Origin of the sequence: Spirosoma terrae, assembly GCF_010435915.1 — a bacterium.
GTDB classification, from domain to species: Bacteria; Bacteroidota; Bacteroidia; order Cytophagales; family Spirosomataceae; genus Spirosoma; species Spirosoma terrae.
Map to the genome: position 1 here is coordinate 113974 of NZ_JAAFZH010000002.1, position 23589 is coordinate 137562.

23 protein-coding genes are annotated in these 23589 nt (G+C 46.5%); 16 read left to right on the forward strand and 7 right to left on the reverse strand.

What is annotated here, in order from left to right:
• Positions 1–14 precede the first annotated feature (14 nt).
• The 4 genes from GK108_RS05530 to GK108_RS05545 all read left to right on the forward strand — a co-directional run bounded on the left by GK108_RS05530 (position 15) and on the right by GK108_RS05545 (position 4502).
• Complete coding sequence (locus GK108_RS05530) at positions 15–1037, forward strand: SPASM domain-containing protein (protein WP_163944142.1); 1023 nt, start codon at positions 15–17, stop codon at positions 1035–1037.
• 421 nt (positions 1038–1458) lie between these two features.
• On the forward strand, positions 1459–2388 hold the full coding sequence (locus tag GK108_RS05535) for a hypothetical protein (RefSeq protein ID WP_163944145.1): 930 nt from the start codon (positions 1459–1461) through the stop codon (positions 2386–2388).
• Positions 2389–2446: 58 nt separating this feature from the next.
• Positions 2447–3031, forward strand: coding sequence for an RNA polymerase sigma factor (locus GK108_RS05540; protein WP_163944148.1), 585 nt, complete (start codon positions 2447–2449; stop codon positions 3029–3031).
• A complete protein-coding gene (locus GK108_RS05545) occupies positions 3018–4502 on the forward strand; it encodes a hypothetical protein (RefSeq protein ID WP_163944151.1) in 1485 nt (494 codons plus the stop codon). Before GK108_RS05540 ends, GK108_RS05545 begins: the two co-directional genes overlap by 14 nt.
• A gap of 54 nt (positions 4503–4556) precedes the next feature.
• Here the strand turns inward: GK108_RS05545 and GK108_RS05550 are convergent, their stop codons facing one another.
• A complete protein-coding gene (locus GK108_RS05550) occupies positions 4557–5795 on the reverse strand; it encodes a hypothetical protein (protein ID WP_163944154.1) in 1239 nt (412 codons plus the stop codon).
• A gap of 444 nt (positions 5796–6239) precedes the next feature.
• Between GK108_RS05550 and GK108_RS05555 the strand changes: the two genes are divergently transcribed.
• From GK108_RS05555 to GK108_RS05580, 6 genes are all read left to right on the forward strand, one after another.
• A complete protein-coding gene (locus GK108_RS05555) occupies positions 6240–7022 on the forward strand; it encodes a ParA family protein (RefSeq protein ID WP_163944158.1) in 783 nt (260 codons plus the stop codon).
• A 90-nt stretch (positions 7023–7112) separates the two neighbouring features.
• Positions 7113–8033, forward strand: coding sequence for a ParB/RepB/Spo0J family partition protein (locus GK108_RS05560; RefSeq protein ID WP_163944161.1), 921 nt, complete (start codon positions 7113–7115; stop codon positions 8031–8033).
• Between the two features lie 23 nt (positions 8034–8056).
• On the forward strand, positions 8057–8851 hold the full coding sequence (locus GK108_RS05565) for a DUF5683 domain-containing protein (RefSeq protein ID WP_317166487.1): 795 nt from the start codon (positions 8057–8059) through the stop codon (positions 8849–8851).
• A 48-nt stretch (positions 8852–8899) separates the two neighbouring features.
• Positions 8900–9643 (forward strand): 4-hydroxy-tetrahydrodipicolinate reductase, encoded by a 744-nt coding sequence (dapB, locus tag GK108_RS05570; protein WP_163944164.1) that lies wholly within the window; start codon positions 8900–8902, stop codon positions 9641–9643.
• A gap of 126 nt (positions 9644–9769) precedes the next feature.
• The gene (gene lepB, locus GK108_RS05575; RefSeq protein ID WP_163944168.1) at positions 9770–10942 is read left to right on the forward strand and encodes a signal peptidase I; all 1173 of its coding nucleotides are present in this window, start codon (positions 9770–9772) and stop codon (positions 10940–10942) included.
• A 225-nt stretch (positions 10943–11167) separates the two neighbouring features.
• Positions 11168–12103 (forward strand): N-acetylmuramoyl-L-alanine amidase family protein, encoded by a 936-nt coding sequence (locus tag GK108_RS05580; protein WP_246224718.1) that lies wholly within the window; start codon positions 11168–11170, stop codon positions 12101–12103.
• Positions 12104–12161: 58 nt separating this feature from the next.
• Here the strand turns inward: GK108_RS05580 and ung are convergent, their stop codons facing one another.
• Positions 12162–12827, reverse strand: coding sequence for a uracil-DNA glycosylase (ung, locus tag GK108_RS05585; RefSeq protein WP_163944171.1), 666 nt, complete (start codon positions 12825–12827; stop codon positions 12162–12164).
• A gap of 143 nt (positions 12828–12970) precedes the next feature.
• Here ung and apaG point away from each other — a divergent pair, with 143 nt between their 5' ends.
• From apaG to GK108_RS31590, 4 genes are all read left to right on the forward strand, one after another.
• Positions 12971–13357, forward strand: a complete 387-nt coding sequence (gene apaG / locus GK108_RS05590; RefSeq protein ID WP_163944174.1) for a Co2+/Mg2+ efflux protein ApaG — start codon at positions 12971–12973, stop codon at positions 13355–13357.
• Positions 13358–13429: 72 nt separating this feature from the next.
• Positions 13430–14209: an O-methyltransferase gene (locus tag GK108_RS05595; protein ID WP_163944178.1), complete on the forward strand. Its 780-nt coding sequence runs from the start codon at positions 13430–13432 to the stop codon at positions 14207–14209.
• Positions 14210–14313: 104 nt separating this feature from the next.
• Positions 14314–15219: a hypothetical protein gene (locus tag GK108_RS05600; protein WP_317166488.1), complete on the forward strand. Its 906-nt coding sequence runs from the start codon at positions 14314–14316 to the stop codon at positions 15217–15219.
• Positions 15220–15251: 32 nt separating this feature from the next.
• Positions 15252–15674 carry a monooxygenase gene (locus GK108_RS31590; protein WP_317166489.1) on the forward strand — a complete coding sequence of 141 codons (423 nt, stop codon included), beginning with the start codon at positions 15252–15254 and terminating at the stop codon, positions 15672–15674.
• 155 nt (positions 15675–15829) lie between these two features.
• On the opposite strand, the gene GK108_RS05605 is transcribed toward GK108_RS31590, so the two are convergent.
• Both GK108_RS05605 and GK108_RS05610 read right to left on the reverse strand, forming a co-directional pair.
• On the reverse strand, positions 15830–16375 hold the full coding sequence (locus tag GK108_RS05605; RefSeq protein WP_163944180.1) for a hypothetical protein: 546 nt from the start codon (positions 16373–16375) through the stop codon (positions 15830–15832).
• Positions 16376–16476: 101 nt separating this feature from the next.
• A complete protein-coding gene (locus GK108_RS05610) occupies positions 16477–18516 on the reverse strand; it encodes a DEAD/DEAH box helicase (RefSeq protein WP_246224719.1) in 2040 nt (679 codons plus the stop codon).
• 430 nt (positions 18517–18946) lie between these two features.
• Here GK108_RS05610 and GK108_RS05615 point away from each other — a divergent pair, with 430 nt between their 5' ends.
• A complete protein-coding gene (locus GK108_RS05615; RefSeq protein ID WP_163944183.1) occupies positions 18947–19177 on the forward strand; it encodes a DUF2905 domain-containing protein in 231 nt (76 codons plus the stop codon).
• Here GK108_RS05615 and GK108_RS05620 read toward each other — a convergent pair.
• The 3 genes from GK108_RS05620 to GK108_RS05630 form a co-directional block, all read right to left on the reverse strand.
• Positions 19146–20654 (reverse strand): hypothetical protein, encoded by a 1509-nt coding sequence (locus GK108_RS05620; protein WP_163944185.1) that lies wholly within the window; start codon positions 20652–20654, stop codon positions 19146–19148. The genes GK108_RS05615 and GK108_RS05620 overlap by 32 nt on opposite strands.
• Positions 20655–20781: 127 nt before the next feature.
• Positions 20782–21588, reverse strand: coding sequence for a TIM barrel protein (locus GK108_RS05625; protein ID WP_246224720.1), 807 nt, complete (start codon positions 21586–21588; stop codon positions 20782–20784).
• A gap of 75 nt (positions 21589–21663) precedes the next feature.
• Positions 21664–22329: a hypothetical protein gene (locus tag GK108_RS05630; protein ID WP_163944188.1), complete on the reverse strand. Its 666-nt coding sequence runs from the start codon at positions 22327–22329 to the stop codon at positions 21664–21666.
• A gap of 143 nt (positions 22330–22472) precedes the next feature.
• Here GK108_RS05630 and fbaA point away from each other — a divergent pair, with 143 nt between their 5' ends.
• A complete protein-coding gene (gene fbaA / locus GK108_RS05635) occupies positions 22473–23552 on the forward strand; it encodes a class II fructose-bisphosphate aldolase (RefSeq protein ID WP_163944191.1) in 1080 nt (359 codons plus the stop codon).
• Positions 23553–23589 lie beyond the last annotated feature (37 nt).

Genomic DNA, 23589 nt, shown 5'->3' on the forward strand with positions numbered 1-23589 from the left:
TATACCTTTACTTCATGAATCGCAACCTGCTCGACGGACTTAATTTTGCTTCTAAACTGACACCTAAGCGCGTATCGAACGCGTTGAAAGTGCTATATAGTTACTACAACTCCCGACAAACGGGGAAATCCGCGCATCGTGGTCTGCCGATGTCGCTCTCGTTTGAACCAACTACGTCCTGTAATCTTCGCTGCCCTGAGTGTCCGAGTGGATTACGATCGTTTACCCGGCCTACGGGTATGCTTGGCGAAGAACTTTACAAACGAACGATTGATGAACTTCATGAAACGTTACTGTATCTGATTTTTTATTTTCAGGGCGAGCCGTATCTACATCCACAATTTCTGGAGTTGGTTCGTTACGCAACGGAACGTAATATTTATACCGCGACTAGTACCAATGCGCATTATCTGACGGATGCCAACGCCCGCAAAACGGTGGAGTCGGGACTGGATCGGTTAATTATTTCCATTGATGGCACTACGCAGGAAGTGTATCAGCAGTATCGGGTAGGCGGGAAGCTGGAAAAGGTGCTGGAAGGGACAAAAAATATTATTCGCTGGAAGAAAGAGCTAAAATCCCGGACTCCTCACGTTGTTTTTCAATTTCTGGTGGTCAAACCCAATGAACACCAGATTGCCGAGGTAAAGAAACTGGCTCGCGAACTCGGTGTGGATGAAGTTGGTCTGAAAACAGCCCAGATTTACGATTATGAGCATGGGTCGGACCTTATTCCTGATCAGGACAAATACAGTCGCTATACACGTCAGGTGGATGGTACGTATCAGATTAAAAATGGTTTCGGCGATCATTGCTGGAAAATGTGGAACTCCTGCGTCATTACGTGGGATGGACTGGTTGTTCCCTGTTGCTTCGATAAAGACGCTCACCACCGCCTGGGCGATCTTCAGAAACAGTCATTTACCGATCTATGGCATGGTACCGCCTACGATACGTTCCGGCAAACGTTACTACGTTCCCGTTCCGAGATAGAAATGTGCCGCAATTGCACGGAAGGTACAAAGGTTTGGGCCTGATTTTTTTAGTGAACGTATTCACCGTAAGGCATCATGGTGGCAGGTAGTAGTGCTGTTGTTCTTCTGACTCACCTGTTATTGCTCTGTTTTCTAATTAGCCCTATGTTATACTTGTATTGAGCGACGAGGTTGTCCCCGGCAGCATCCTGCTGTCGAGGCCGTAGGCTAAGTTGTAAATACATAATAAGCCACTGGCGTGGCTTCGACAGCAGGATGCTGTCGGGGACAATCTAAGCATTCAGTTCACCTGTCTGCTAGTGGTTTCAAGCTTCCTAAATTACTTTTCGGAATACGTTGGTTAACGAGCAAATAAGTAGATGCGAATTTTTTTTGCCTATGGTATGGGTGATCCATGCAACGTTTTTACCTGCAAAGCCAGTCTATACTCCCAATAGTGATACACTGTAAATGTTTAATTTTCATGAAGTGGCTTTTGGTGGTTCTGGTCAGCGTAGTAAGCTTCTCCTGTAACAGCATTAATGATATACAACCCCCTGACGCTGACTCTGTTTTAATTAAGGCTACTCAGGCAATCAAAAACAGGTATCCTCAGGCAACCGACATACAGTTTGCTACACTCGTCACTGATCAGTTATGGCAAGCTACCTTTAAACAGCAGTCAACGGCCTATCAAACCCAGGTTAATGCTACGGGAATAGTAACGGTCGTCCTGAAAAAGCTGGATAATAATTTTACTCCTTATCAAAGCCTTACCGACCAACTCTCAATTCGAGGGGGAAGCTATTCGGATTTATGGGCAGTGGATGCCGATACCAGCTCAACGAAAATCATGACCTATTTCCTGCGAGGGATAACGTACCGGTTAACCTACCGGGAAGATAAAGCCAAAGAACCAGTCATCTCACTGAATCCGTTACCGCTGTATAGCGTCACTAGTTTGTCTGAGTTACCTCAGCGGATACGTACTTTTTTCTCAACACAAAGTAATGCAGTACGATTTCAGTCAGGACAGGTTATCCGGCTGGCAGGGGATAAACTTACGTACTGGCTGACTGCCAGTTATCCATCAACGTCGTCAACGACAACCATTTCCTTGATTTTTGATGAGGTAGGAAATCTGAATTGGGTCGGTTATAACGCCAGTAATGCCCCCATCGTTTATAAGCCAAACAGTGAGGTAGGTGATGCCTCGCTATTAGCCACGATTAGCGCCAATTATCCGCAATTTGATCAGTCATCCAATCAGGCCTTTGAAACTTATAATGATGGGTTGGTCAGTGTACGCTACGTTTTTCAGCGAGCCGCAACGACAACTATTACTGAAAACTGGGAGGTGGGCGCTCAGTGGCCAACCGGGCAGGTAGCTTATGCTATCTATCGGGCCAATTAGCCATTCCAATCCCTAACTCTTACCTTTTTAAGGCATCTCTTCACCGGATGCTTACCTGATGAAATTATTTCGTTCAAAACAGGCCAATTCACTAACGGAGCTCGTCAAGGCCTGTCAAAAGCAGGATCATCAGGCGCAGGTTCAATTGTATGAACGATACAAGGGTAGACTCATGGGCATTTGCCTGCGTTACGCCCGCACGGAGGCCGAAGCCGAAGATATTTTCCAGGAAGGGATTCTGAAAATCTTTGACCGGATTGGCGATTTGAAAAAGCCGGAGTCTGTGGATAGCTGGGTTAAAACGGTCATGATCCGTTATGCCATTGATTATTACAATCAAGTTACGAAAGGGCAGAAGCAACTCATCTCTACGGATTATATTGAGACGGAGTGGGAGTCGGACGATTATCAGAATCTATTCAGTAAGCTCCATACAGAAGTATTGCTGGAGACCATCAATGAATTGCCAGAGGGCTACCGAATGGTGATTAATCTCTATTTTGTGGATGGCTATTCCCATGCCGAAATTGCGCAGCTGCTTGGTATTTCGGAAGGAACATCTCGTTCTCAGCTCTTACGCGGACGTAATTTATTGATCAAAAAGTTGGACCTTAAAGGCGTTAAACAACATGAAAAATTCTAACCATGAGCTAAATAAGGCGCTGAGAAAGTTCCTACAGCATTCGTTAGGGAATCATGCTGTAGCGCCAAAACCTGCCGTTGATGCTGCTATCCTTAAAGCGCTGCAGCAGAAACAACTGGACCAGGAACGTTCGAAGCAGCGCCGAAAACGAATAGGTACAGCTGGGCTGGCTTTATTACTCGTACTGTTTATTTTGCCGCTTACATGGACCGTCATGCAGCGGTCAACCCCGTTCCTTAATCAAGAAAACACAATTACGCGAAAGGTAATAGAGCGCTCGCCTGTTCGGCCAGAGGCCATGCCGAATAGCTCCCGATCTCTTTCTGAACAAAACGTTTCCAGCTCGTCAAACGACAACACGTTAACGGCATCCCGTTCCGCTCGTCACGCTAAAAGGTCAGTAGCGCAGACTTTGGAGAAGCTGCCTGAAATCGTAACGGCCAAGGTGTCGGCTAAACCGTACTCAATAGCCGTTCCAGCCGGGAAATCCGGGCAAAATGAACGTAGCGCGCCTGAGCGATTTGCTTCTTCCCATAATCAGCCTCAGAAGATCAGAGTTATCAATAACCGTAGTACCTACCAAACTGCTACGTTGGTAACCAATAAACAATCGACACCGCCAGTTGCTCCGCCTGTAGTAATTAACCAGGGCTCATCACTCCCGGTAGCTTACGTATCGTCCGCAGAGGAAACCTTGGTAGGGACAACCGATTCGTTGTTATCAGATCCGGTAGAAGAACTTACGTTGTTGAACCCCATTGTATTACCTACGTTGACTCATCTGCAGATAGCATCAACTTTCAGAACTATTCAGCCCCTAAGTCGTCCCTATCAGGCTAAATCGAGACGGCAACGGACCGTGATTGAGGAAACGAACGGATTGCATTGGTTGCTTAACGTAGTGCCCCTAACCACCAGACAGCGCGTAATACTATTGCCTAATTCAGAAGCCAGAGTACAGGATGTTCGGTTTTCCAGCCAATTGAACCAATCGGCTGGCTACAAACTAACCGTGGGCGCCGAAAAGAAAGGGTTTCAGGTGATGCTCAGTTATACGCAACTTCAAATGCGTTCGACGTATGCTTATAGTACGGATCGGTATGTCGTGGAAGAAAACAAAAATCAGTATAGTATAAAACGGCTTGGAACCCCCGCCACGACAGCGCTCTCCATTCAATTGGCGGGAGTAGTTGTCAGGAAACAACTGGTTATTAACAATCCGGTCCTGGGACGTCTTTTTGCCAATGTGGGCCTGGAGTACGCTCGCTCGCTGGAATCAGCTCCTCAGCAGTTTCTGTTTGCCAGTGCATCGGTTGGTAAACTAATCGAGTTGGCTCAGGGTACTACTCTCTGCATTGGACCATACGTTGACTATAGCTTCAATAAGCTTCAGCCCGTTGAGCAACTACAGATTCGACCCTATCAGGCAGGGTTGTCCTTTTCTATTCGGCTGAAGCAGCCCACCCACTAAAAAAATGACCACGGGAATAGCCCGTGGTCAACATGCAGTCTGTGCTGTGGTCTCTTAGAGGTTTTTGTACCGAGCCGTAAATGGATTGAGTTTGAAGGGAGTCATGTCATAGAAATTGGTTTGTGTACCTTCGGTTCCTATCAGATTCCCATTTTCATCGTATGAGTAGGTGTACTCACTGGAGAAGATCGTACCGCGCTGTTCCGGTTTCAACTGGTCACTAACATAAGCGTTTATAAATTCTTCTTTACTCGCCTTATTCCATTTGTTGAGATACCATTTGGTTACCTTAATCGCGGAAAGCTCCTCCTTGGGAATCTGCGTAAAGTCGAAACCTGGTTGATCGATACCGGTTTTCAATTTCCACAAGAAATAGTCTGTTTTTGTGATCAAGGTCTCCTGACCCGTATAGGTGTAGGTGAGGACCTGTGGCATCTCCTGTGTCCATTGGCCGGTAAACTGGAAAAACATGAAATTCATATTATCTCGCTCCTCATGCCGGTCAAAACTATAATCAATCAATCGCCCCATATCATAGCTAGGTTTGAAAGGAGTCATTACGGTCATATTCGTGACCCGACGTGTAATTCGCCCTTGACTGTCATACGTATTGTTCTCAAACAAAACAGAGTTTTTGACTCGTCGGCTTAAAATACGATGATTTGTATCGTATACATAGTCCCAATCACGGGTAACTACTGGTGCTCCATCTGCAGAATATAGGATTTCGGTTAACGGATTACCATACGTATCATACTTGGCTTCATATAAGGTTTTAGTACCTAATTTTTCCTGGGTGAGCAGACCGTTTTCCGTGAAGGTCCGAAACCGTTCGGAAACGACCGATTTTTCGCCTTTTTTGGCGTTAACTGTATAAGCAATTTCGTGGGTAATATTATTCGTATTGCCTTGGTACTCATATTCGTTGATTAGTTGCCGGTCGGGGTCAACAAAAGGCGGACTTCCCGGACAGCAGGATTGGAGACCCAGTTCGTTAAAAGTCTGAGTGGTTTTCTTAACACGTAACAAAGCGTCGTATTCCGGCTTGACTGAACTGGTGTACGTACCGGTAGGCACAACGCCAAACGGATAAAAGACAGATACTTTTGCCAGGGACGGTAAACCATTCGCATCATATTCGGTGACCTCATAGGTGCCCGGGAAATTGGTCGTATACGTCAATACACTTCGGTTGGACGTAGTGGCTGTTGGCGGTCCCGCAGGATCAGGTTCGTTTTTTTGACAGCTAATCGCACCAATCAGGACGCAGAACAGGATGAAAGCTTTTTTCATAGTCATGTAATAGGAAAATAGGGAAATAGCACAATGCTTAATCGTCTGTATAGACCGAAAGCAGACGCCTAAACGTTGCATCTAAAAAAGGCTGATTAGGCTAATCAATTGCTTTTGGCCTATGATGCAACATCTCCTATAGGCCATCAACATTAACTTTGTGTGAAATTGCGCCCAGTAGCCCGATCAAATTACTCTCTCCCTAATCAATAGCTTTATAAGGAATAAATGAGTTACGCTACAAGCTTTCATTAGCCAATAGCCATTGCAGGGCAACCGCAGCTGGTAATTTAAAGGGGTTTCGTTCTATTGGGAATTCTAGCCTGCTTCTGTTCCTGGCGCCCTTTCCTTATTTCATTCGATATATTTTGTGAAACATTCCGTGGAACATCCTTGGATTCGTGGAAACTATCCGGCATATTTGGGACTGCAACGCACAGACCGATGGGTAAAGTCATTGCTATCGCCAACCAAAAGGGGGGCGTCGGTAAAACTACAACAACAATCAATTTGGCCGCCAGCTTGGCCGCCCTCGAATTTCAAACGCTTATTGTAGATGCAGATCCGCAGGCGAATTCAACCTCTGGACTGGGATACAATCCTAAAGAAATCGAGAACAGTATTTACGAGTGTATGGTCGAAGGGGTTCGTCCACAGGATGCGATTATCCAGACGGATTTTCCAAACCTGAACCTATTGCCTTCTCATATCGATCTCGTTGGTGCTGAAATAGAGATGATCAATCTTCAGAATCGGGAAGATAAGATGAAAGAAGCGCTCGACAGCATTCGCGACGAGTACGATTTCATTATTATCGACTGTTCGCCGTCGCTGGGGCTGATCACGATCAATAGCTTAACGGCTGCCGATTCAGTTATTATTCCGGTTCAGTGCGAATATTTTGCACTCGAAGGCCTGGGTAAACTGCTGAATACGATCAAAATCATTCAGTCGCGGTTGAATACGCACCTCTCTATTGAAGGTATCCTGCTGACGATGTATGATCTACGTGTTCGGTTGTCGAATCAGGTGGTAGGTGAAGTAACCAGCCATTTCCAGCAAATGGTATTTAATACCATTATTCCCCGGAATATTCGATTAAGCGAATCGCCCAGCTTTGGTGTTCCGGCGCTTGCACAAGATGCCGATAGTAAGGGAGCCGTCAGCTACTTAAATCTTGCCCGTGAAATTCTGGCAAAAAATGGCATGATGCCGCAGGAAGTTTAAACTATGTATGATGTCTGATACAGCATGTATGGCTACCTATACGGAGTATACATACTAAGTCATACATCCTATATCATACATCTTTTACGCATGGACAACGCGAACACCAAAGCACCGAATAAGAAGATGATTGGATTGGGCCGTGGCTTAGGTGCCTTGTTGCACGACAGCGAAGCGGTTAACCGGCAGTCGAAAACATCGCCGTTTGAGTCCATTAGTACCATGACCGAAATCAGCTTATTGCTGATTGAGACCAACCCTTTTCAGCCTCGTAGCCGTTTTGATGAAGAAGCTCTCCATGAACTGGCCGAATCAATTCGGGTTCAGGGCATTATTCAGCCCATTACGGTTCGTCAGTTAGGAAAAGATCGATACCAGTTAATTTCCGGTGAACGTCGGCTTCAGGCATCTAAGCTGATCGGGATGACGCACATCCCGGCTTATGTTCGGACAGCGAATGACCAGCAAATGCTGGAAATGGCGCTGATCGAGAACATTCAGCGCGAAAATCTTAACTCTATTGAAATTGCCCTTAGCTACCAGCGGCTTATCACCGAATGTAGCCTGAAGCAGGAAGAATTGGGTGAACGCGTTGGTAAAAACCGTACTACGGTCAATAACTACATCCGGCTCCTGAAGCTGCCGCCGGTTATTCAGGCGGCCCTGCGCGATAATAAAATTTCGATGGGCCATGCCAGGGCTATTATCAACATCGAAAACCCGGACTCACAAATTCGTCTGTTCAATAGAACCATCGACGAAGAATGGTCAGTTCGGAAAGTAGAAGAGGCTGTTCGGAATCTGTCCGAAGAAACGCTGGAACCCGTTGCGTCGCGCCGTGTAACCCTGCCTAAACAGGAAATGCGGAGCCTTCAATTTAAGTTGTCGTCGATGTTTGGTACAAAAGTTTCCATCAAGGCCGACGAAAAGCATAAGGGAGAAATCAAAATTCCATTTACTTCTCAGGAAGAGCTGGCTAAAATTCTGGAAGTCCTCAATTCGCAAACGTGACCGTGTTAAATTACCTTAAAAGGGTGAACAGGTGGTCAGAAGAAGTGTGGATGGAGCGTTTCTCCTGTATGAAACAAGGCTCTCTCCTTACTGTCCTCTTGTTCGCCTTGTCGGTCAGTTCTTTATTTGCACAGAATCCTGCTATTACGCCAGCACCGACACCAGCCCCCGTCGATTCGACCCGGCAGCTACGTTCGGCGTCCGATTCCATTCCGCAGTCGGTAGAACGTAATGGAATCAAGGTCGGCAATTCAATACTGCAACCAGACAACGATTCTACGTCGCTAGCGACTGATACCGTTCGACTGACGGCGAAGCAGGAAGCCGAAATTCGTAGAATTGTTCCCCGCAAAGCCACGATACGGTCGCTTATGCTGCCCGGTTTGGGGCAAGCCTACAACCGCCAATATTATAAGATCCCATTCATCTACGCGGGTTTTGGCGTGATGGGGTACCTGTTTGTCAAGTATCGCGATTTAGCCAATCAGGCGGAGAACGGGTATCGGGAGTTGTTGTATGGGCGTGAGGTTTCTAAAGGGGTATTTGAGCCAGTCACTCAGGTTATTATTGGCGAGCAAATCGTAAAAACGACAACGGTTGCAAAGGCATACTATGATTTGTATCGTCGTTATCGGGATATGAACATCTTGCTGTCGGTGGCGCTATGGGGAATCAATATCGTGGAAGCCAACGTAGCAGCCCATCTGAAAACATTTGATCTGTCGGACGATATTTCAATGCGCGTTCAGCCGAACGTATTACCTATTCCTGGTGCCGGACTAGTGCCGGGCGTGCGAGTTGCCTTTACCTTTAAATGACCCTCATCGTTTATACCTACTTTTGTCAGCGATGAATCCGAATAAACTATGAATATACTTCTTCTTGGCTACGGTAAAATGGGAAAAGCCATTGAGCAATTAGCGCTCGACCGGGGCCACCAAATAGCTGCGCGTATTGATGCTAATAATGTTGATGAGCTGGAAACTACTTCATCCGATGCGGTTGACGTTGTGATTGAGTTTAGCTCACCAGAATCGGCATTCGAAAATATTAAATATTGCCTGGAACGTGGCTGGCCGGTCGTTTGTGGAACGACTGGATGGTTAAGCCATCGGGCTGAAATTGAACAGCTTTGCCGGGATAAAAAAGGGGCTTTTTTCTACGCGTCGAACTATAGCATTGGCGTGAATCTGTTCTTTCGGTTAAATAAGACGCTGGCAAAGTTCATGCGCCAGTACCCTTCTTACCAGGTGTCGATGACCGAAGTTCACCATACCGAAAAGAAAGATGCTCCCAGCGGTACGGCCATTACCCTGGCAGAAGGTATTCTGGAGCAGTTACCCACAAAAAAACGGTGGGTAAATCGGGAAGGCGATCAGCCGCAGTCGCTGATCGATTCGACGGATGCGGTCGAAATAGAATCACTACGGGAAGGGACTGTTCCCGGTACTCACGTTATTCGTTATGATTCTGAGGTTGACCAGATCGAGATTAAGCACACCGCTCACAGCCGACAAGGATTTGCACTGGGTGCCGTTGTGGCGGCCGAATGGCTCAATGGCCGGGAAGGGATTTTCGGAATGGACGATCTGCTGGGAAGCGATGAATGATAATTATGAATGGTGCACACACATAAAACCGGTGCATCTTCGTAATTTCGTTATTCAGTTCGTTGATTATGAACGAACATCGCTCGGTACTACTAATTTATCATTCATAATTCATCATTATTGAACGTGTCTGTCACTAAAACGAAGGCCGATACTCCACCGGCCAAGCCTAAAAAATCTGCCATCCGCGAGTGGTTCGATTCTGTTCTGTTCGCTGTTGTAGCGGCTACGCTTATTCGATGGTTGTTTATGGAAGCCTTTACGATTCCGACACCCTCGATGGAAAATAGCCTGATGGTTGGCGATTTTTTGTTTGTTAGTAAACTGCATTATGGTACCCGTACGCCACGAACCCCATTGCAGGTTCCGTTGACACACCAGAAAATCTGGGGGACAGATATTCCATCCTACAGCACAGCGATACAATTGCCATCGTATCGATTGCCAGGTTTTACGCATGTCAAAAACGGGGACGTAGTGGTTTTTAACGTACCACCAAAGTATCTGAATGATAATATAGATTACCCGGTTGACCTGAAAACAAACTATATCAAACGTTGTATCGGTATTCCGGGCGACGTTCTTGAAATTCGTCAGCGGGAAGTATTCATCAATGGTAAGCCTTTCCCAAAGCCTCCCCGTTCAGAGCAGAAGTATTTTGTGAAAACGACGGAGGTATTAGATGATGCTTTCTTTCGCAAATACGACATCGTAAACGATCACCGCGATCCAAGTCAGCCAACCTATAACTGGCAGCCGCTTCAGGAATATAACGATTCCACAAAAGCATCGGCTTTGGTTGGTTATATGGTCAATACAACCGAGGATGTAATTACTAAATTTAAAGGTTTCGACTGGGTGAAAGGTATCGAGCCAATGGCTGATAAACCCGGCGAGATGATGGCTGGTATTTACGGAACCCCAACATTCAAGTGGAATCACGATAATTTTGGGCCGCTAACTGTTCCTAAAAAAGGAGCCACTATTCAGATTAACGAACAGACGATTGCCGTATATGGTCCTGTGATTGAGTTGTACGAAGGCAACGAGAAGGTTGAGGTAACACCCAAAAGTATTAAAATCGGTGGGCAGCCTATTACGTCCTACACCTTCAAACAGGATTATTATTTCATGATGGGCGATAACCGCGATAACTCGCTCGACTCGCGTTTCTGGGGTTTTGTTCCTGAAGACCACATTGTGGGAAAAGCCGTATTTGTCTGGATGTCACTCGATCCGAACCCAGCTAATGTCTGGAATAAAATCCGCTGGAATCGCCTGTTCAGAACAATCGATTAATTCAGAAATACAGTAAATTTCTCTCAGGGCCCTAAGCTGCTATTTGTTGTTCTTTATCAAACAACGATAGCCGCCTAGGGCCTTTGGCTAAATGAATGCTGCTTTAAGCGGGTAATTGTAGGTCAACTCATTGAAAAATAGCGTTATTTTGTTTTTAGACAACAAATAACGCCAGTGCGTAAACCAAATAACCACCTACTTCTGCGCTTTCTATTCATATCTTTTTTGCTCTCATGGCTCTGCGTTTGGGGAGTAGACTATCCACTGTTTGCTAAAGAAAAGAAAAGTTCTTCTGTTCGAAGTAATCCCGGTAAAAACCAATCGGTTCGGAAGACCGCTAAACGTACTACGGTTAAAAAGGTAGCGAAAAGCCGTACCGTAACGCGGACAAAAGCAGCTACTAAGGCTACAATATCGTCGGCTTCTTTATCGACTATTTCGTTGATGGGCGCAGGGGGCAGTAACGTAGCGGTGAAAAGCCGACAGTTAAATGGCGCCGTTTATTACCTCGCGTCAGGACATGGTGGCCCAGACCCCGGCGCCATTGGTCATTTTGGAAAGGCAGCTCTGGCCGAAGATGAATACGCGTATGACGTAACGCTTCGCCTTGCCCGTTCCCTGATTGAACGCGGTGCTACGGTCTATATGATTATTCGCGACCCAAACGATGGCATACGGGATGAGAAAATCCTGAAAATTGACCATGATGAGGTTACGTATCCCAACCAGAAAATTCCGCTGAATCAAACGGCGCGTTTGCGGCAGTGCACGGAAGCCGTCAATAAATTATACCATAAACATAAAGGGGCTTATCAACGAATGATAACGATTCACGTTGACAGCCGTAGTGTTGGTGAAAAGATCGATGTGTTTTTCTACCACCACGACCAAAGCACGACAGGTGAAAAACTGGCAAAGCGTATTCACCGAACATTTAACGCACGCTATAAGCAGTCGCAGCCGGGACGTAGTTACCTGGGTACGGTGTCGGATCGTAGCTCTCTGTACGTCGTGAAAAATTGCCTGCCGCCAACTGTGTTTATTGAACTGGGAAATATCCGTAACGACAAGGACCAACGGCGATTTCTGATTGCGGGAAACCGGCAGGCGCTCGCCAACTGGATATGTGAAGGAATGAGTGCTGACTACGGAAAGAAGTAAGGTTTCGATTGACATGCCATATCTCCAAGATATGGCATGTCAATCGAAAATAGTAAAGCTACCAATCAATTGGGGTCAGCCCCTGTTTTTCTAAGTATTCATTAGCCTGGCTGAAATGCTTAGTGCCAAACCAGCCACCATAGTTGGCCGCCATTGGAGACGGGTGCTTTGCTTTTAAAATCAAATGCTTGTTGCCATCAATAACGGCGCCCTTTTTTTGCGCATAGGCTCCCCAAAGCATAAAAACGATATGCTCTTTCTGGTCAGAAATGAGCCTGATAACCGCGTCGGTGAATGTCTCCCAGCCTTTGCCCTGGTGAGAGCCTGCCTGGCCCGCCCGAACCGTCAACGTAGCATTCAGGAGCATAACACCCTGGTGAGCCCATCGTTCGAGATTGCCTGATTTAGGAATCGGCTTGCCAAGATCGTCCTGAATTTCTTTGAAAATATTAATCAGCGATGGCGGTTTCGTAATACCGTCGGTTACAGAAAAGGCCAGACCATTCGCCTGTCCTTCGCCATGATAAGGGTCCTGACCAAGAATAACAACGCGGGTATCATCGAAGCTGCACGCATTAAAGGCGTTGAACATCAGCCGACCGGGCGGATAAATACGTTGCGTGCTGTATTCAACCCGCAGAAATTCTGCCAGTTCGTTAAAATAAGGTTTATCAAATTCGGGTTGCAAGCGTGTTTTCCACGATTCTGCAATAGATACGTTCATGTAGGGAACTGATAAAGGTGATTCGGCATTATAGGCCTACAAACGCGGGAAGCTGCAAGTCAAAAATTTTTTGGCAGCGCTTCTTGCGTAACAAAACTAATCAACTTAATTTTCGTTCTAAGGTTGCAAAGGAGACTAAATTTATGGTATCGGCTGTCACAGAAGGCGTAAGGGTAAGTGTAAAAACCGAGTATCAGTCGGATTACTCTAGTCCATTGCAGGCGCACTTCGTCTTTACCTACCGGATAACTATTGAGAACGCTAGTGAATACACTATTCAGCTTCTGCGTCGGCATTGGATCATTTATGATTCCAATGGCACGGTTCGGGAAGTAGAAGGTGAGGGCGTTGTGGGCTTGCAGCCAGTGCTGGAACCCGGCGAAGTTCATCAGTATGTATCTGGTTGTAATTTGCGCTCCAGTATGGGTAAGATGGCCGGAACGTATCTGGTTGAGCGTATTATTGACGGTAAACAGGTTCGGGTGGCTATTCCTGAGTTCACCATGATTGTACCGTATAAACTTAATTAGATGAATGATAGGTAATATGGGAGCACTCTCCTCCTAGCCTTCATATATGCTTCAGCTTACTTCCTATCTATTTTGATTTCCGCTTATTTCCGTTATCTGGCTCGTGCTCGTGATGAGCATTCGCTACATTCTCCCTTTCTTTTTGCCTTATATACACAGGTTATCCGGGTCGACAATCGTAGAGAAGTAGTATTTGATCCGCTTAAACGGTTGACCAAAAAGCTTCGGCAGAGTCAGCAGCAAATAGCGATTACCGATTTTGGCGCAGGCTCTAAAGTGAATGCATCACAGCAGCGAGCTATTGGCGATATTGCCCGGCATTCGATAAAACCTGCCCGCTTTGGTCGGCTTTTATTTCGGCTTATCCGACGGTTTCGGGCTAAAACAATCATCGATCTGGGAACCTCGCTGGGTATAACCACGGCCTATATAGCGGAAGCTGCCAGGGTATATGACGGACACGTATCGACGTTTGAAGGATGCCCGCAAACGGCAGCCGTAGCAGCCGGTAACTTCAGCCAACTGGCAATTGATAACGTAGATATTGTGGTCGGGAATATTGACGATACGTTGCCTGAAAAAGTCGCTACGTCGAAACCTATCGATCTGGTTTTTTTCGATGCCAATCATCGGTACGAGCCTACTGTTCGTTATTTCGAAACCTGCCTGACTAATATTCACAACGATACTCTATTCGTTTTTGATGACATTCACTGGTCAGCGGAGATGGAACAGGCGTGGGACTACATAAAAGCGCATCCAGCTGTTACGGTAACCGTCGATTTATTCTGGGTAGGCTTAGTTTTCTTTCGCAAAGAACAACCCCGTCAGGACTTTATTTTACGTTTTTAAACGTTTTTTTGCGATAAGTTGATCGTCGCTGACGTCGTGATAATCAATGAGGTAAGAATCGTTCTTGGCTTTAATTGCGTATATTTCTCCGATTATTTCCTACTATGAAATCGATTATCCGCACTATACCTTTTTGGGCCGTTACGTTCTTTTCTGTGGCTATTGTTCTGGTCTCCTGTCGTGATGCGGGTGTAGGTACCGATACGCCTGTCGCAGCTGGCTCTTTTGAGCTGATTCAGCAGAAAATACTTACGCCTTCCTGTGCCATTTCGGGTTGCCATGCTTCTGAGAGTGATGCGAGTTTTGCGCAGCATGGTTTAGTGTTGGCTGCCGGAGTCGCGTATGCCAATTTGGTTGGTGTTGACCCGAAGAACAGCGAAGCAAAAGCCGATGGACTCAAGCGAGTGAAAGCGTATGCGTCGATGGAAAGTCTGCTTTACCATAAATTAAACGTAGCCGCTAGTCACCACGGCGGAAAGCAGTATGGAAATCCTATGCCATTGGGTAAACAGCTATTACCTGACGGGCAGATTGAATTTATTCGGCGGTGGATTGAGGCTGGTGCGCCTAAAACGGGGATTGTAGCCGACGAAACGCTGCTGGCAGATGTAACATCGCCAACTGTTGGTTATGAGCCATTGCAGGCGCCAACGGCGGGTACGGGCTTTCAACGGGTTGTTCCTTCTTTTGATATTCAGCCTAATTTTGAGCGGGAGATCTTCATACGCCGTGTTCTGGGTAATACGCAGGATATTTATGTAAATCGGTACGAAACCAAAATGCGGAGCGGTAGCCATCATTTTGTCGCTTACGATTTTGAAAATAAAGCGATTCTGCCCAATCTTAATGACATTCGTGACCTACGTAATGCGGATAACTCGCTGAATATCCTGACGGCGCTTTCCATGTCGAATCACGTATATCTGGCTGGTTCGCAGGCGCAGTATCAGGATTACGTTTTCCCGAAGGAACCGCCCTATTTATTCCAGCCGGATCGTCGTTTGATTTAAATTCCCACTTCGTCAATAAAACGACGGACGTAATGAAAGGGGAAGCACAGCTTAATCTGTATACGGTCGATAAAGCCAAAGTCAGGAACATAGTGTACACCCTGAATCTGAGTAATACCAACCTGACGATTCCAGCGGGAAAAACTGTTACGTTAACCAAGTCCTTTACGTTTGATAAACCACGAAAAGTACTGACCTTAACGTCGCATATGCACCAGCTTGGAACAAAATTCGTAATAAAAATAAAAGGGGGAAGCCGGGATGGAGAAGTGGTTTATACCTCAACCGACTGGGCTCATCCTGATATTGTTACGTTCAAAGCCCCAATTAGTTTACAGGCAGGGGAGGGACTCACCTCCGAAATTACCTACACCAACCCAACCAGCAAAACGGTCCGTTTTGGCCTGACCAGCGACGATGAAATGGGGATTATTTTTGGATACTATTTTGAATAAGTGAGTGAATACAACCCAGCCTCAGAGCGATTTGCCTGTAGATCTCACTTCGCTAAACATAGAAGCGAGCATATTCTATTTTTTGCTAGGAACTAGTGTTAAGCAGCCGTTGAGATAAAGAGTAGTAAAAGGCATGTTAAACGCTCCGTAGGGTATTAGATGTGCGTCAATTTTCTGTTTTGCCGCTTTAAGGAATAACTATAAACTAATCCACCCAATGCGGAACCGATCAGGTAAATGGGCAATGTTTGATGATCAAATCTAATTCCGGTTAACCCGATTCCGAAACCACGAGAATAGGCTTTAGGAAGCAAACCAAGTACAATAACTACGGAGAGAATAGCTAAAACAGCATTAACTAAGTAAATACTATTTTGGGGGTACTTGATAACGTTGGTGCTGATTGAAACGAGAATAGCGAAAATAATAATGATAGAAATCTTGACAATCGGTCCGATTTCATCCGCGATCTCCCACGTCGAGATAAAAAAGTTCAAGAATACATTATTACTATACGTTTTGAAAGTGATAGGATTTGTAAGCGTAAATAAAGCACTGGTGCCAAATATTATCGTTATCCATGCTGCTAAAAGCGCTTTGAGCTTTATTTGAATAGACTTGTCTGGAGATATCATGCTGAGGAAGGCGTTTGAGTGCTGCGTACCGAAAATAAGAAAGTGATAGCGAAGCCCCACGCTCAATGTGATAAGTGGGTTTCCACGCTGATAGAATAGGTTTATTACAAAAAATGGCCGCTCAGCTGAGCGGCCATTTTTTGTAAAAGAAATCGGTTGATAAATGCTTATCGGGCGAGTTCTATATTCACGCGACGTCCTTTGATGGTATTACCTTCCATCGCATCCACTACGCGGTTGGCTACGTCTTTCGGAACGTCAACATACGTAAACTTATCAAAGATGTCGATGCTACCGATGCTGTTGCCTGGAATGTTGGCTTCGCCAGCAATGGCTCCGACAATATCGCCAGGACGAACGTAGTCTTTACGGCCAATCGTAACCATCAGGCGAGTCATGTTCGCATCGCGTTCGCGGGGAGCGCGTTTGTCGTCACGGTCGAAGTAACCATTACGTCCCGGTCCGTCGTTACGACCTCCATCGCGAGAGCCAAAGCTCCGGTCATTGCGATCACGGTCGCCAAAGCGTCCGCCTTCACTACGTCCCCGACGGTCGTCGAAACGACCACCCCGGTCATTACGGTCACGGTCGCCAAAGCGTCCGCCTTCACTACGTCCCCGACGATCGTCGAAACGACCACCCCGGTCATTACGATCACGGTCGCCAAAACGTCCGCCTTCACTACGTCCCCGACGGTCGTCTTCCAGACCCAGGTTTTGGTCAGCGAATTCGTTTTTCTCCAGACCCATGCTACGTTTCACCAGAGCAGCCACGATTTGTTCGGTAGAGAACCCGGCGTGGTGTAACTGGGTCAACATATCTTCATACAGGTTGAGATCCTGGCTTTCCTGCACCGTCTGACGAATTTGCTCAATAAAACGAGCTTTACGTACGCCAACGATGTCTTCAAAGGAAGGAATTACGCCTTTTTCAACCCGTACTTTGGTGTACGACTGAATTTCGCGGAAACGATATTTTTCGTCCCGTCCAACCAGCGAGAACGCGCGGCCTGATTTGCCGGCGCGGCCCGTCCGGCCAATACGGTGAACGTAATACTCTTCGTCAAGCGGAATATCGAAGTTGATAACCGCGTCTACATCGTCTACGTCAATACCACGAGCCGCTACGTCCGTAGCAACCAGAATGCTGGTTGTACCGGCCCGGAATTTGCTCATGACATTGTTACGTTGAGCCTGACGAAGATCGCCGTGCAAGCCTTCGGCCTGATAGCCACGGATTTGCAGGTCTTCAACGATTTCATCAACCTTGCGTTTCGTATTACAGAATACCAGCAGCAGTTTCAGGTCGTACATGTCGATCAGACGGCACATAACCTCTACTTTGGCTTTTGGCTTTACTTCGAAGTACACCTGCTCAATATTGGTGTTGGTCAATTCTTTCTTAACCACTTTCACCAGCACAGGGTCCTTCTGGAATTTCTGCGTGATCTGCATGATCGGCTTCGACATCGTAGCCGAGAACAGAATCGTCTGACGCTCTTCCGGCATTTCGTCCAAAATGCTTTCGATATCTTCGCGGAAGCCCATGTCCAGCATTTCGTCGGCTTCGTCCAGAATCATCATCTTGACGTTGTCGAGTTTAAGCGTGTTACGTTCCATATGGTCCATAACACGGCCTGGTGTACCAATGACGACATGAACCCCGCTACGTAGCGAACGGATTTGGCGCTCGATAGAATCGCCACCATAGATGGCTTCAATACGAACACCGCGTTTGTATTTAGCCAGTTTACGAATCTCGTCGGCAACCTGCAAGGCAAGCTCACGGGTTGGGCAGAGAATAAGGGTTTGAACCGACCGATCCTGAACGTCAACCAATTCCAGAGCCGGAATGCCAAAGGCAGCGGTTTTACCCGTACCTGTTTGCGCCTGACCAATAACGTCGCGGCCTGCCAGAATCGGCGGAATTGCTTCGGCCTGAATTGGCGAGGGGCTAACAAAGCCCATATCCGTTACGGCCTGTAATAACTCGGCCGAAATGTCCAGGCTAGAGAAAAGAAGTTGGTTTGGATCAGCCTTGGGAGCTGCTTCCGTTGTGTCAAGTGGTGTGTCCTGAACGGTCACTACGTCGGCAACAGCATTCTGAACGTCTGTATTGGCAACAGGCGTTTCAGCGTCGTTGTCAATTGGAGCAACCTGAGTCAGCACTTCTTCCTGACTGTCTGTGTTTGTTTTTTTCGTTTTCATTAAACTTGGAAAATAATATAAGCTCCAAGCGAAGACGAGTGTGTGCCGGTGAACGGCGCGATAATGCGAGAATTGTCCCAAAGACCCAACACGGACCAAACCCCTAGCCTCTACAAAGGGGAAAAAGACAATAGACCGATTTTACGATTAGCCCACGCGCAAGTGCCCCACCCGGGAGCGTCCACACAGAAACCCATCCTGTACATCCGTACTTGGCTCTGCAGACCTAACTCAGCGTGTAAATAAGGAGAGATTCAGAGATACGACGGATGTCGCTTGTGAAATTTAGTGCAAAACTAAGAAAATATTCCTTATTAAACAAGATTAAGCTATTTTTAATTGTATTTATTTTAGAACTAGTAGCGTGTGTTTGGCTATATAGCAGAATAGCATCTATTGTTTTTGGGTAAGGGTCAACTAAGCAGATCAAATGAATCCTAGTTTTGGCAAATACATCATTTTTATTGGCCTGGCGCTGGTGCTGATTGGGGCCGTGGTCTATTTCCTGGGCGATAAGCTGAATTGGCTGGGTCGACTGCCGGGCGATATTCGGATTGAAGGGAAAAATGGCGGGGGCTTTTACTTTCCCATCGTAACCTGTATTGTTGTCAGTATCGTACTCAATCTGATTATCGTTCTGATCCGTCGTTTTTTCGGCTAGTAGCGTTAGCGGGTGGCGCTTCTGGCGTGTAAGTCAGCTTATTCAGATAGAAAACTTCGCGGGGGGCCGAATAACTTTTGGATGGCGCAATTTTCTGAAACCCATACGCCAGAAAGTGGCGGCCATACCATGCCATTAAGTTTTCGTGCGACGAGAACGTTACTTTTTCGTCGTCGGAGCTTGTCTGAAGCTTAAACTTCTCGGTTTCTTTTATGATTTTGTTGCCCTGAATAACGGCCGTATGAATTTCGCCATCGTTGGGGTAAGCCAGTACCATACGATCACCCTGATACGAAGCCTGAACCATTTCGGAAAGGTCCGGGCTGAGCAGTTCTTTGATAGGCAGGCAGTTGTCCCAAAGTAGTTTCCCCTGCAGGTCAAATCCGCACACAAACGCGTGGGTATACCGATACCCATCGTAACGATCGACGCCACGCGGATAACCTGTATAGGCCAACGTATTGCCTCGATACTGTGGATAGTAGACTTCTGCTACGAGTGTCAGGCCATCGGGGGTTGGTTGAAGATCGTGGACTAGCAGGCGGTAGTGAAATTTGTAGTCTTTGCCTTCTTCTTTCTTTTTCAGCGCACGAGCCAATAGCTTTTGCTGGCGATGTGGTTTCAGAAAATTGAAAAAATTCTGTAGCTGTGAAAACTCAATATACTGGAGATTCTTAACCGCTTCGGCCGAGGCATCGACCTGATCGTTATGCTGAATGCGTGTTACGTATATGCCCTGTGAATACGGCGTGCAGTCAGTTGAGTAGTTCCCAACGAGGAGTGACTCCTGCTTATTGATGGGCAGAATTTTACCCGAGATGATGGTGTACTTGGCATTGTCGAAATCAACAATTCGAAGCAGTTTGCTATCGTATGAATAGGTACGGATCGCAAATCGACAACGACGTTTTGTGGAATGGACCAGTACGTTTACTTCCTGCCGGATATCGTCGACCTCCAGGCTGCTGAGTTCCATGTGGTTGACATACATACCCGGCAGAACCTTGGTTGATCGATCGAAAAACGAAAATGACATCACCACCGGGCGGCTATGATGATAACCGCCTACGTAGGCCTGTCCGCCCATTACTTTAAAATGCTGAATATCGAATTGTTCGAGCAAAGTACCTTCGAAGGTTTCGATGAGGCCGTCGTCGAGATGCAGGCGAAGAAACTGATATTTGTTGGTGTCGTATTCCCGAAATAGATAATAGACGTACTGCGCGGTATTGTAGGTTTGCAGCGGCCGGTACTTAATATCCTGCGTAAATTCCCGACGCCAGATTTGTTTCAGATCGGTGTTATACCGCTGAAATCGAAAAACACTAGGGGAATTATTGTAAAATCCGCCCGATCCAATCGTCATTAGGACACCCCGTTCGGCCAGTTGTGTAACGTCGAATGTTTCATACTCATTAGGATTGGATGGAATTTCCAGACGTAACGACTGGGCAAGTTGGGCCCTTGCCGGAAGCATCGCGATTCCTAGAAAAAAGAAACTGAGTATGTAGCGGATACAGGCCATATAACCAAATTTACGAAGTATGACCGATGTTTAATGATGTAAAGCAAAAATCATACTGTATGTTTCAACGGATTACGTATTAAACCTGCCAGCGTTTCTTCAGATAGTCTTTCATGAATACGTTAATGTCCCACTGGCTGGCTATGGGCTGCTGTGTATACGGTAATGTGGGTAAATAACCTGCCGGTCCAAATTCGCAGGTAACGGTCAATGTGGCCGCGTTGGCTTTTTGTAGGCGAGCCCGGATGGCATCCCACCATTTAGCGTGATTTTCGAGCGCATCTTTCCATTCGGGGGCGCGGGGATCGTTTACCTGAGGCCCTTCGGGATGGCCAACGCGGCAGTGAATATGATCGCTGACGGCTATGGCCCGGTTTACGTTGTCGATCTGGTCGTTCAGATACGATTCTGCTACGTTGACCCAATGCGAATAGTCGGCGGTGAGCCGCATCTCCGGAATTTTCAGGAGATAATACTGGATGGCGGGAGCGCTATAGGAAAAACGACCCCGGTGGGTTTCATGTAAAATGCGGACACCTGTCTGTTTCTGTACGTCGGTTGCTAGCTGAATCAACTCGGCGTTCTGCTCAAAAGTGAAATAATCGTGACCCGTATGCGAGTTGATGAATCGTGGTTTGTAGGAAGCAATATTGAGCAGGTCGTCGTGGAATTTTTTCTTGTGCTCGGCAAAGTTACTGCCGCCCCCAAAAGCCATCAGGATTAGTTCCAGTCCATTGTCGTGCGTAATCTGAACCGCTTCGTTCCGTTTGTCGGGACTAGCGGCTATTTCCATTCCATCGTATCCGGCGGCTTTGACGCGTTTAGCCGCTTCGGTATATGATACGTTCTCCATGCCCCAGTAAGGGCAGAAAAAGAGGGTTTTCAAGGTTGTTTTCGGGTTTAGATTAATACGCCAAAATTGGCAGAAAATACGTATTTGAAAAATAAAAGTGGCTAGTTGTTACACGATCCAGAGCATCGCTTTGCCTAGTATTTTCCAGCCATTACTCCACTTGCCCAGAAATAGCAAATAACCAGCTCCCGCTTTTCCATCAGTAATTTCCGAATAATAGCAAATAGCCTTAGTTGCATCTTCTGAATAAGCAACCTTTGAGAAACGAACGATGCCGCCGAAATTATCGTAGTCGTTGCGCAACGCGTAAAATCCACGTTTCATATAGGTTTCTTTGCTAAAATAGTACTGCTCCTTTTCATCAGTCCACAAGGCTGTTTGCTGACATTGGGCATCAATAGTACGGCTGAGTGTATGCCTGCTAAATGAACTCGAATCGACTGAAGCCAGAAAGCGTTGCCAGTCCAGATCTTTATAAAAAGTGGGCTCTCTGTGGATAAGAGATTGGGGACGGAGAAAATGGGCTAGCTCCTGCTGCGCCTTTGCGAAATCGAATCGAAAACCGTACGGGCTTTTTTCTTCTGTAGTCGCATGAATAAATAGCAGCTTGTTTTGGCGATAAGCGTATGTCGTGTCACTACAGTTTGGGAACTCATTGATAATGGTTGTGTAAATAGCATAGTCTTGTTCGGGTAGGTCAGGGTAGGTTGTCTGACCATGAATGGGTTGGCTACTGAAGCACAGAATACTAGTAAAGTAGAATAGCAGGCGCATGATTTATGGAACACATCTAAGGTTAAGTAATTGTAGCAATATTTCCAGAATATCCCCAACTTTACCCGCTGAATTCGAATAGTTCCGTCGATCCTATTTTCGGCAAACTATTTCTTGGAAGAATCTAAAAATTAGCCCTGAACATGAGCGAAGTAGCCACTCGTTTTTCACCCGGTGTTGTTACCGGAGAAGGTGTTACCGAAATTTTCCGCCACGCCAACGAAAATGATTACGCCCTTCCTGCCGTCAATGTCGTCGGTACGGACTCCGTCAATGCTGTATTAGAAACAGCTAAAGCTGTTAACTCTCCGGTTATCGTTCAATTCTCAAACGGAGGAGGTATTTTCTATGCCGGAAAAAGCCTGCCTAACGATAAACAACAGGCTGCCATTGCGGGATCGATCTCGGGTGCGTTGCACGTTCATCGCGTTGCTGAGCTGTACGGTGTGCCTGTGATTCTGCATACCGACCACTGTGCTAAAAAATTGTTGCCCTGGATTGATGGTTTGCTGGACGCTGGCGAAAAGCATTTCGATCAAACAGGAAAGCCATTGTTCTCGTCGCACATGCTCGACTTGTCGGAAGAATCGCTCGAAGAGAACATCGAAATTTCGGCCAAGTATCTGGAGCGGATGGCGAAAATCGGTATGACGCTCGAAATTGAGCTGGGCGTAACGGGTGGTGAAGAAGATGGCGTTGATAATTCGGACGTTGACGATTCGAAACTCTACACGCAGCCTGCCGAAGTAGCGTATGCTTATGAAGAATTAAGCAAAATTTCGCCAAACTTCACGGTTGCTGCCGCCTTCGGTAACGTGCATGGTGTATATAAGCCTGGTAACGTGAAACTGTCGCCAATTATCCTGAAAAACTCACAGGATTACATCCAGGAGAAATATAGCACAGGTCCATTACCCGTAAACTTCGTTTTCCACGGTGGTTCGGGATCAAGCCGCGAAGAAATTCGTGAAGCCATTAAATACGGTGCCATCAAAATGAATATCGACACCGACATGCAGTGGGCTATGTGGGAAGGTATTCTGAAATACTACAAAGCGAAAGAAGGTTATCTGCAATCGCAGCTGGGTAATCCGGAAGGAGCCGATTCGCCAAACAAAAAATACTACGATCCGCGTGTTTGGTTGCGTAAAGGCGAAGAAAGTATGGTTCAGCGACTGAAGATTGCTTTCGAAGACTTGAACTGCATCAATCGTCTGGCTTAAGAGTATAAGCCAAAGAATACTAAAGTGTCGGGCAAAA

Coding starts and splice junctions, on each gene's coding strand:
- GK108_RS05530 (WP_163944142.1), top strand. CDS start 15: ATGAATCGCAACCTGCTCGACGGACTTAATTTTGCTTCTAAACTGACA.
- apaG (WP_163944174.1), top strand. CDS start 12,971: ATGGTATCGGCTGTCACAGAAGGCGTAAGGGTAAGTGTAAAAACCGAG.
- GK108_RS05550 (WP_163944154.1), bottom strand. CDS start 5,795: ATGAAAAAAGCTTTCATCCTGTTCTGCGTCCTGATTGGTGCGATTAGC.
- GK108_RS05535 (WP_163944145.1), top strand. CDS start 1,459: ATGAAGTGGCTTTTGGTGGTTCTGGTCAGCGTAGTAAGCTTCTCCTGT.
- GK108_RS05545 (WP_163944151.1), top strand. CDS start 3,018: ATGAAAAATTCTAACCATGAGCTAAATAAGGCGCTGAGAAAGTTCCTA.
- GK108_RS05615 (WP_163944183.1), top strand. CDS start 18,947: ATGAATCCTAGTTTTGGCAAATACATCATTTTTATTGGCCTGGCGCTG.
- GK108_RS05600 (WP_317166488.1), top strand. CDS start 14,314: ATGAAATCGATTATCCGCACTATACCTTTTTGGGCCGTTACGTTCTTT.
- dapB (WP_163944164.1), top strand. CDS start 8,900: ATGAATATACTTCTTCTTGGCTACGGTAAAATGGGAAAAGCCATTGAG.
- GK108_RS05610 (WP_246224719.1), bottom strand. CDS start 18,516: ATGAAAACGAAAAAAACAAACACAGACAGTCAGGAAGAAGTGCTGACT.
- GK108_RS05630 (WP_163944188.1), bottom strand. CDS start 22,329: ATGCGCCTGCTATTCTACTTTACTAGTATTCTGTGCTTCAGTAGCCAA.
- ung (WP_163944171.1), bottom strand. CDS start 12,827: ATGAACGTATCTATTGCAGAATCGTGGAAAACACGCTTGCAACCCGAA.
- GK108_RS05540 (WP_163944148.1), top strand. CDS start 2,447: ATGAAATTATTTCGTTCAAAACAGGCCAATTCACTAACGGAGCTCGTC.
- GK108_RS05620 (WP_163944185.1), bottom strand. CDS start 20,654: ATGCTTCCGGCAAGGGCCCAACTTGCCCAGTCGTTACGTCTGGAAATT.
- fbaA (WP_163944191.1), top strand. CDS start 22,473: ATGAGCGAAGTAGCCACTCGTTTTTCACCCGGTGTTGTTACCGGAGAA.
- GK108_RS05560 (WP_163944161.1), top strand. CDS start 7,113: ATGGACAACGCGAACACCAAAGCACCGAATAAGAAGATGATTGGATTG.
- GK108_RS05555 (WP_163944158.1), top strand. CDS start 6,240: ATGGGTAAAGTCATTGCTATCGCCAACCAAAAGGGGGGCGTCGGTAAA.
- GK108_RS31590 (WP_317166489.1), top strand. CDS start 15,252: ATGAAAGGGGAAGCACAGCTTAATCTGTATACGGTCGATAAAGCCAAA.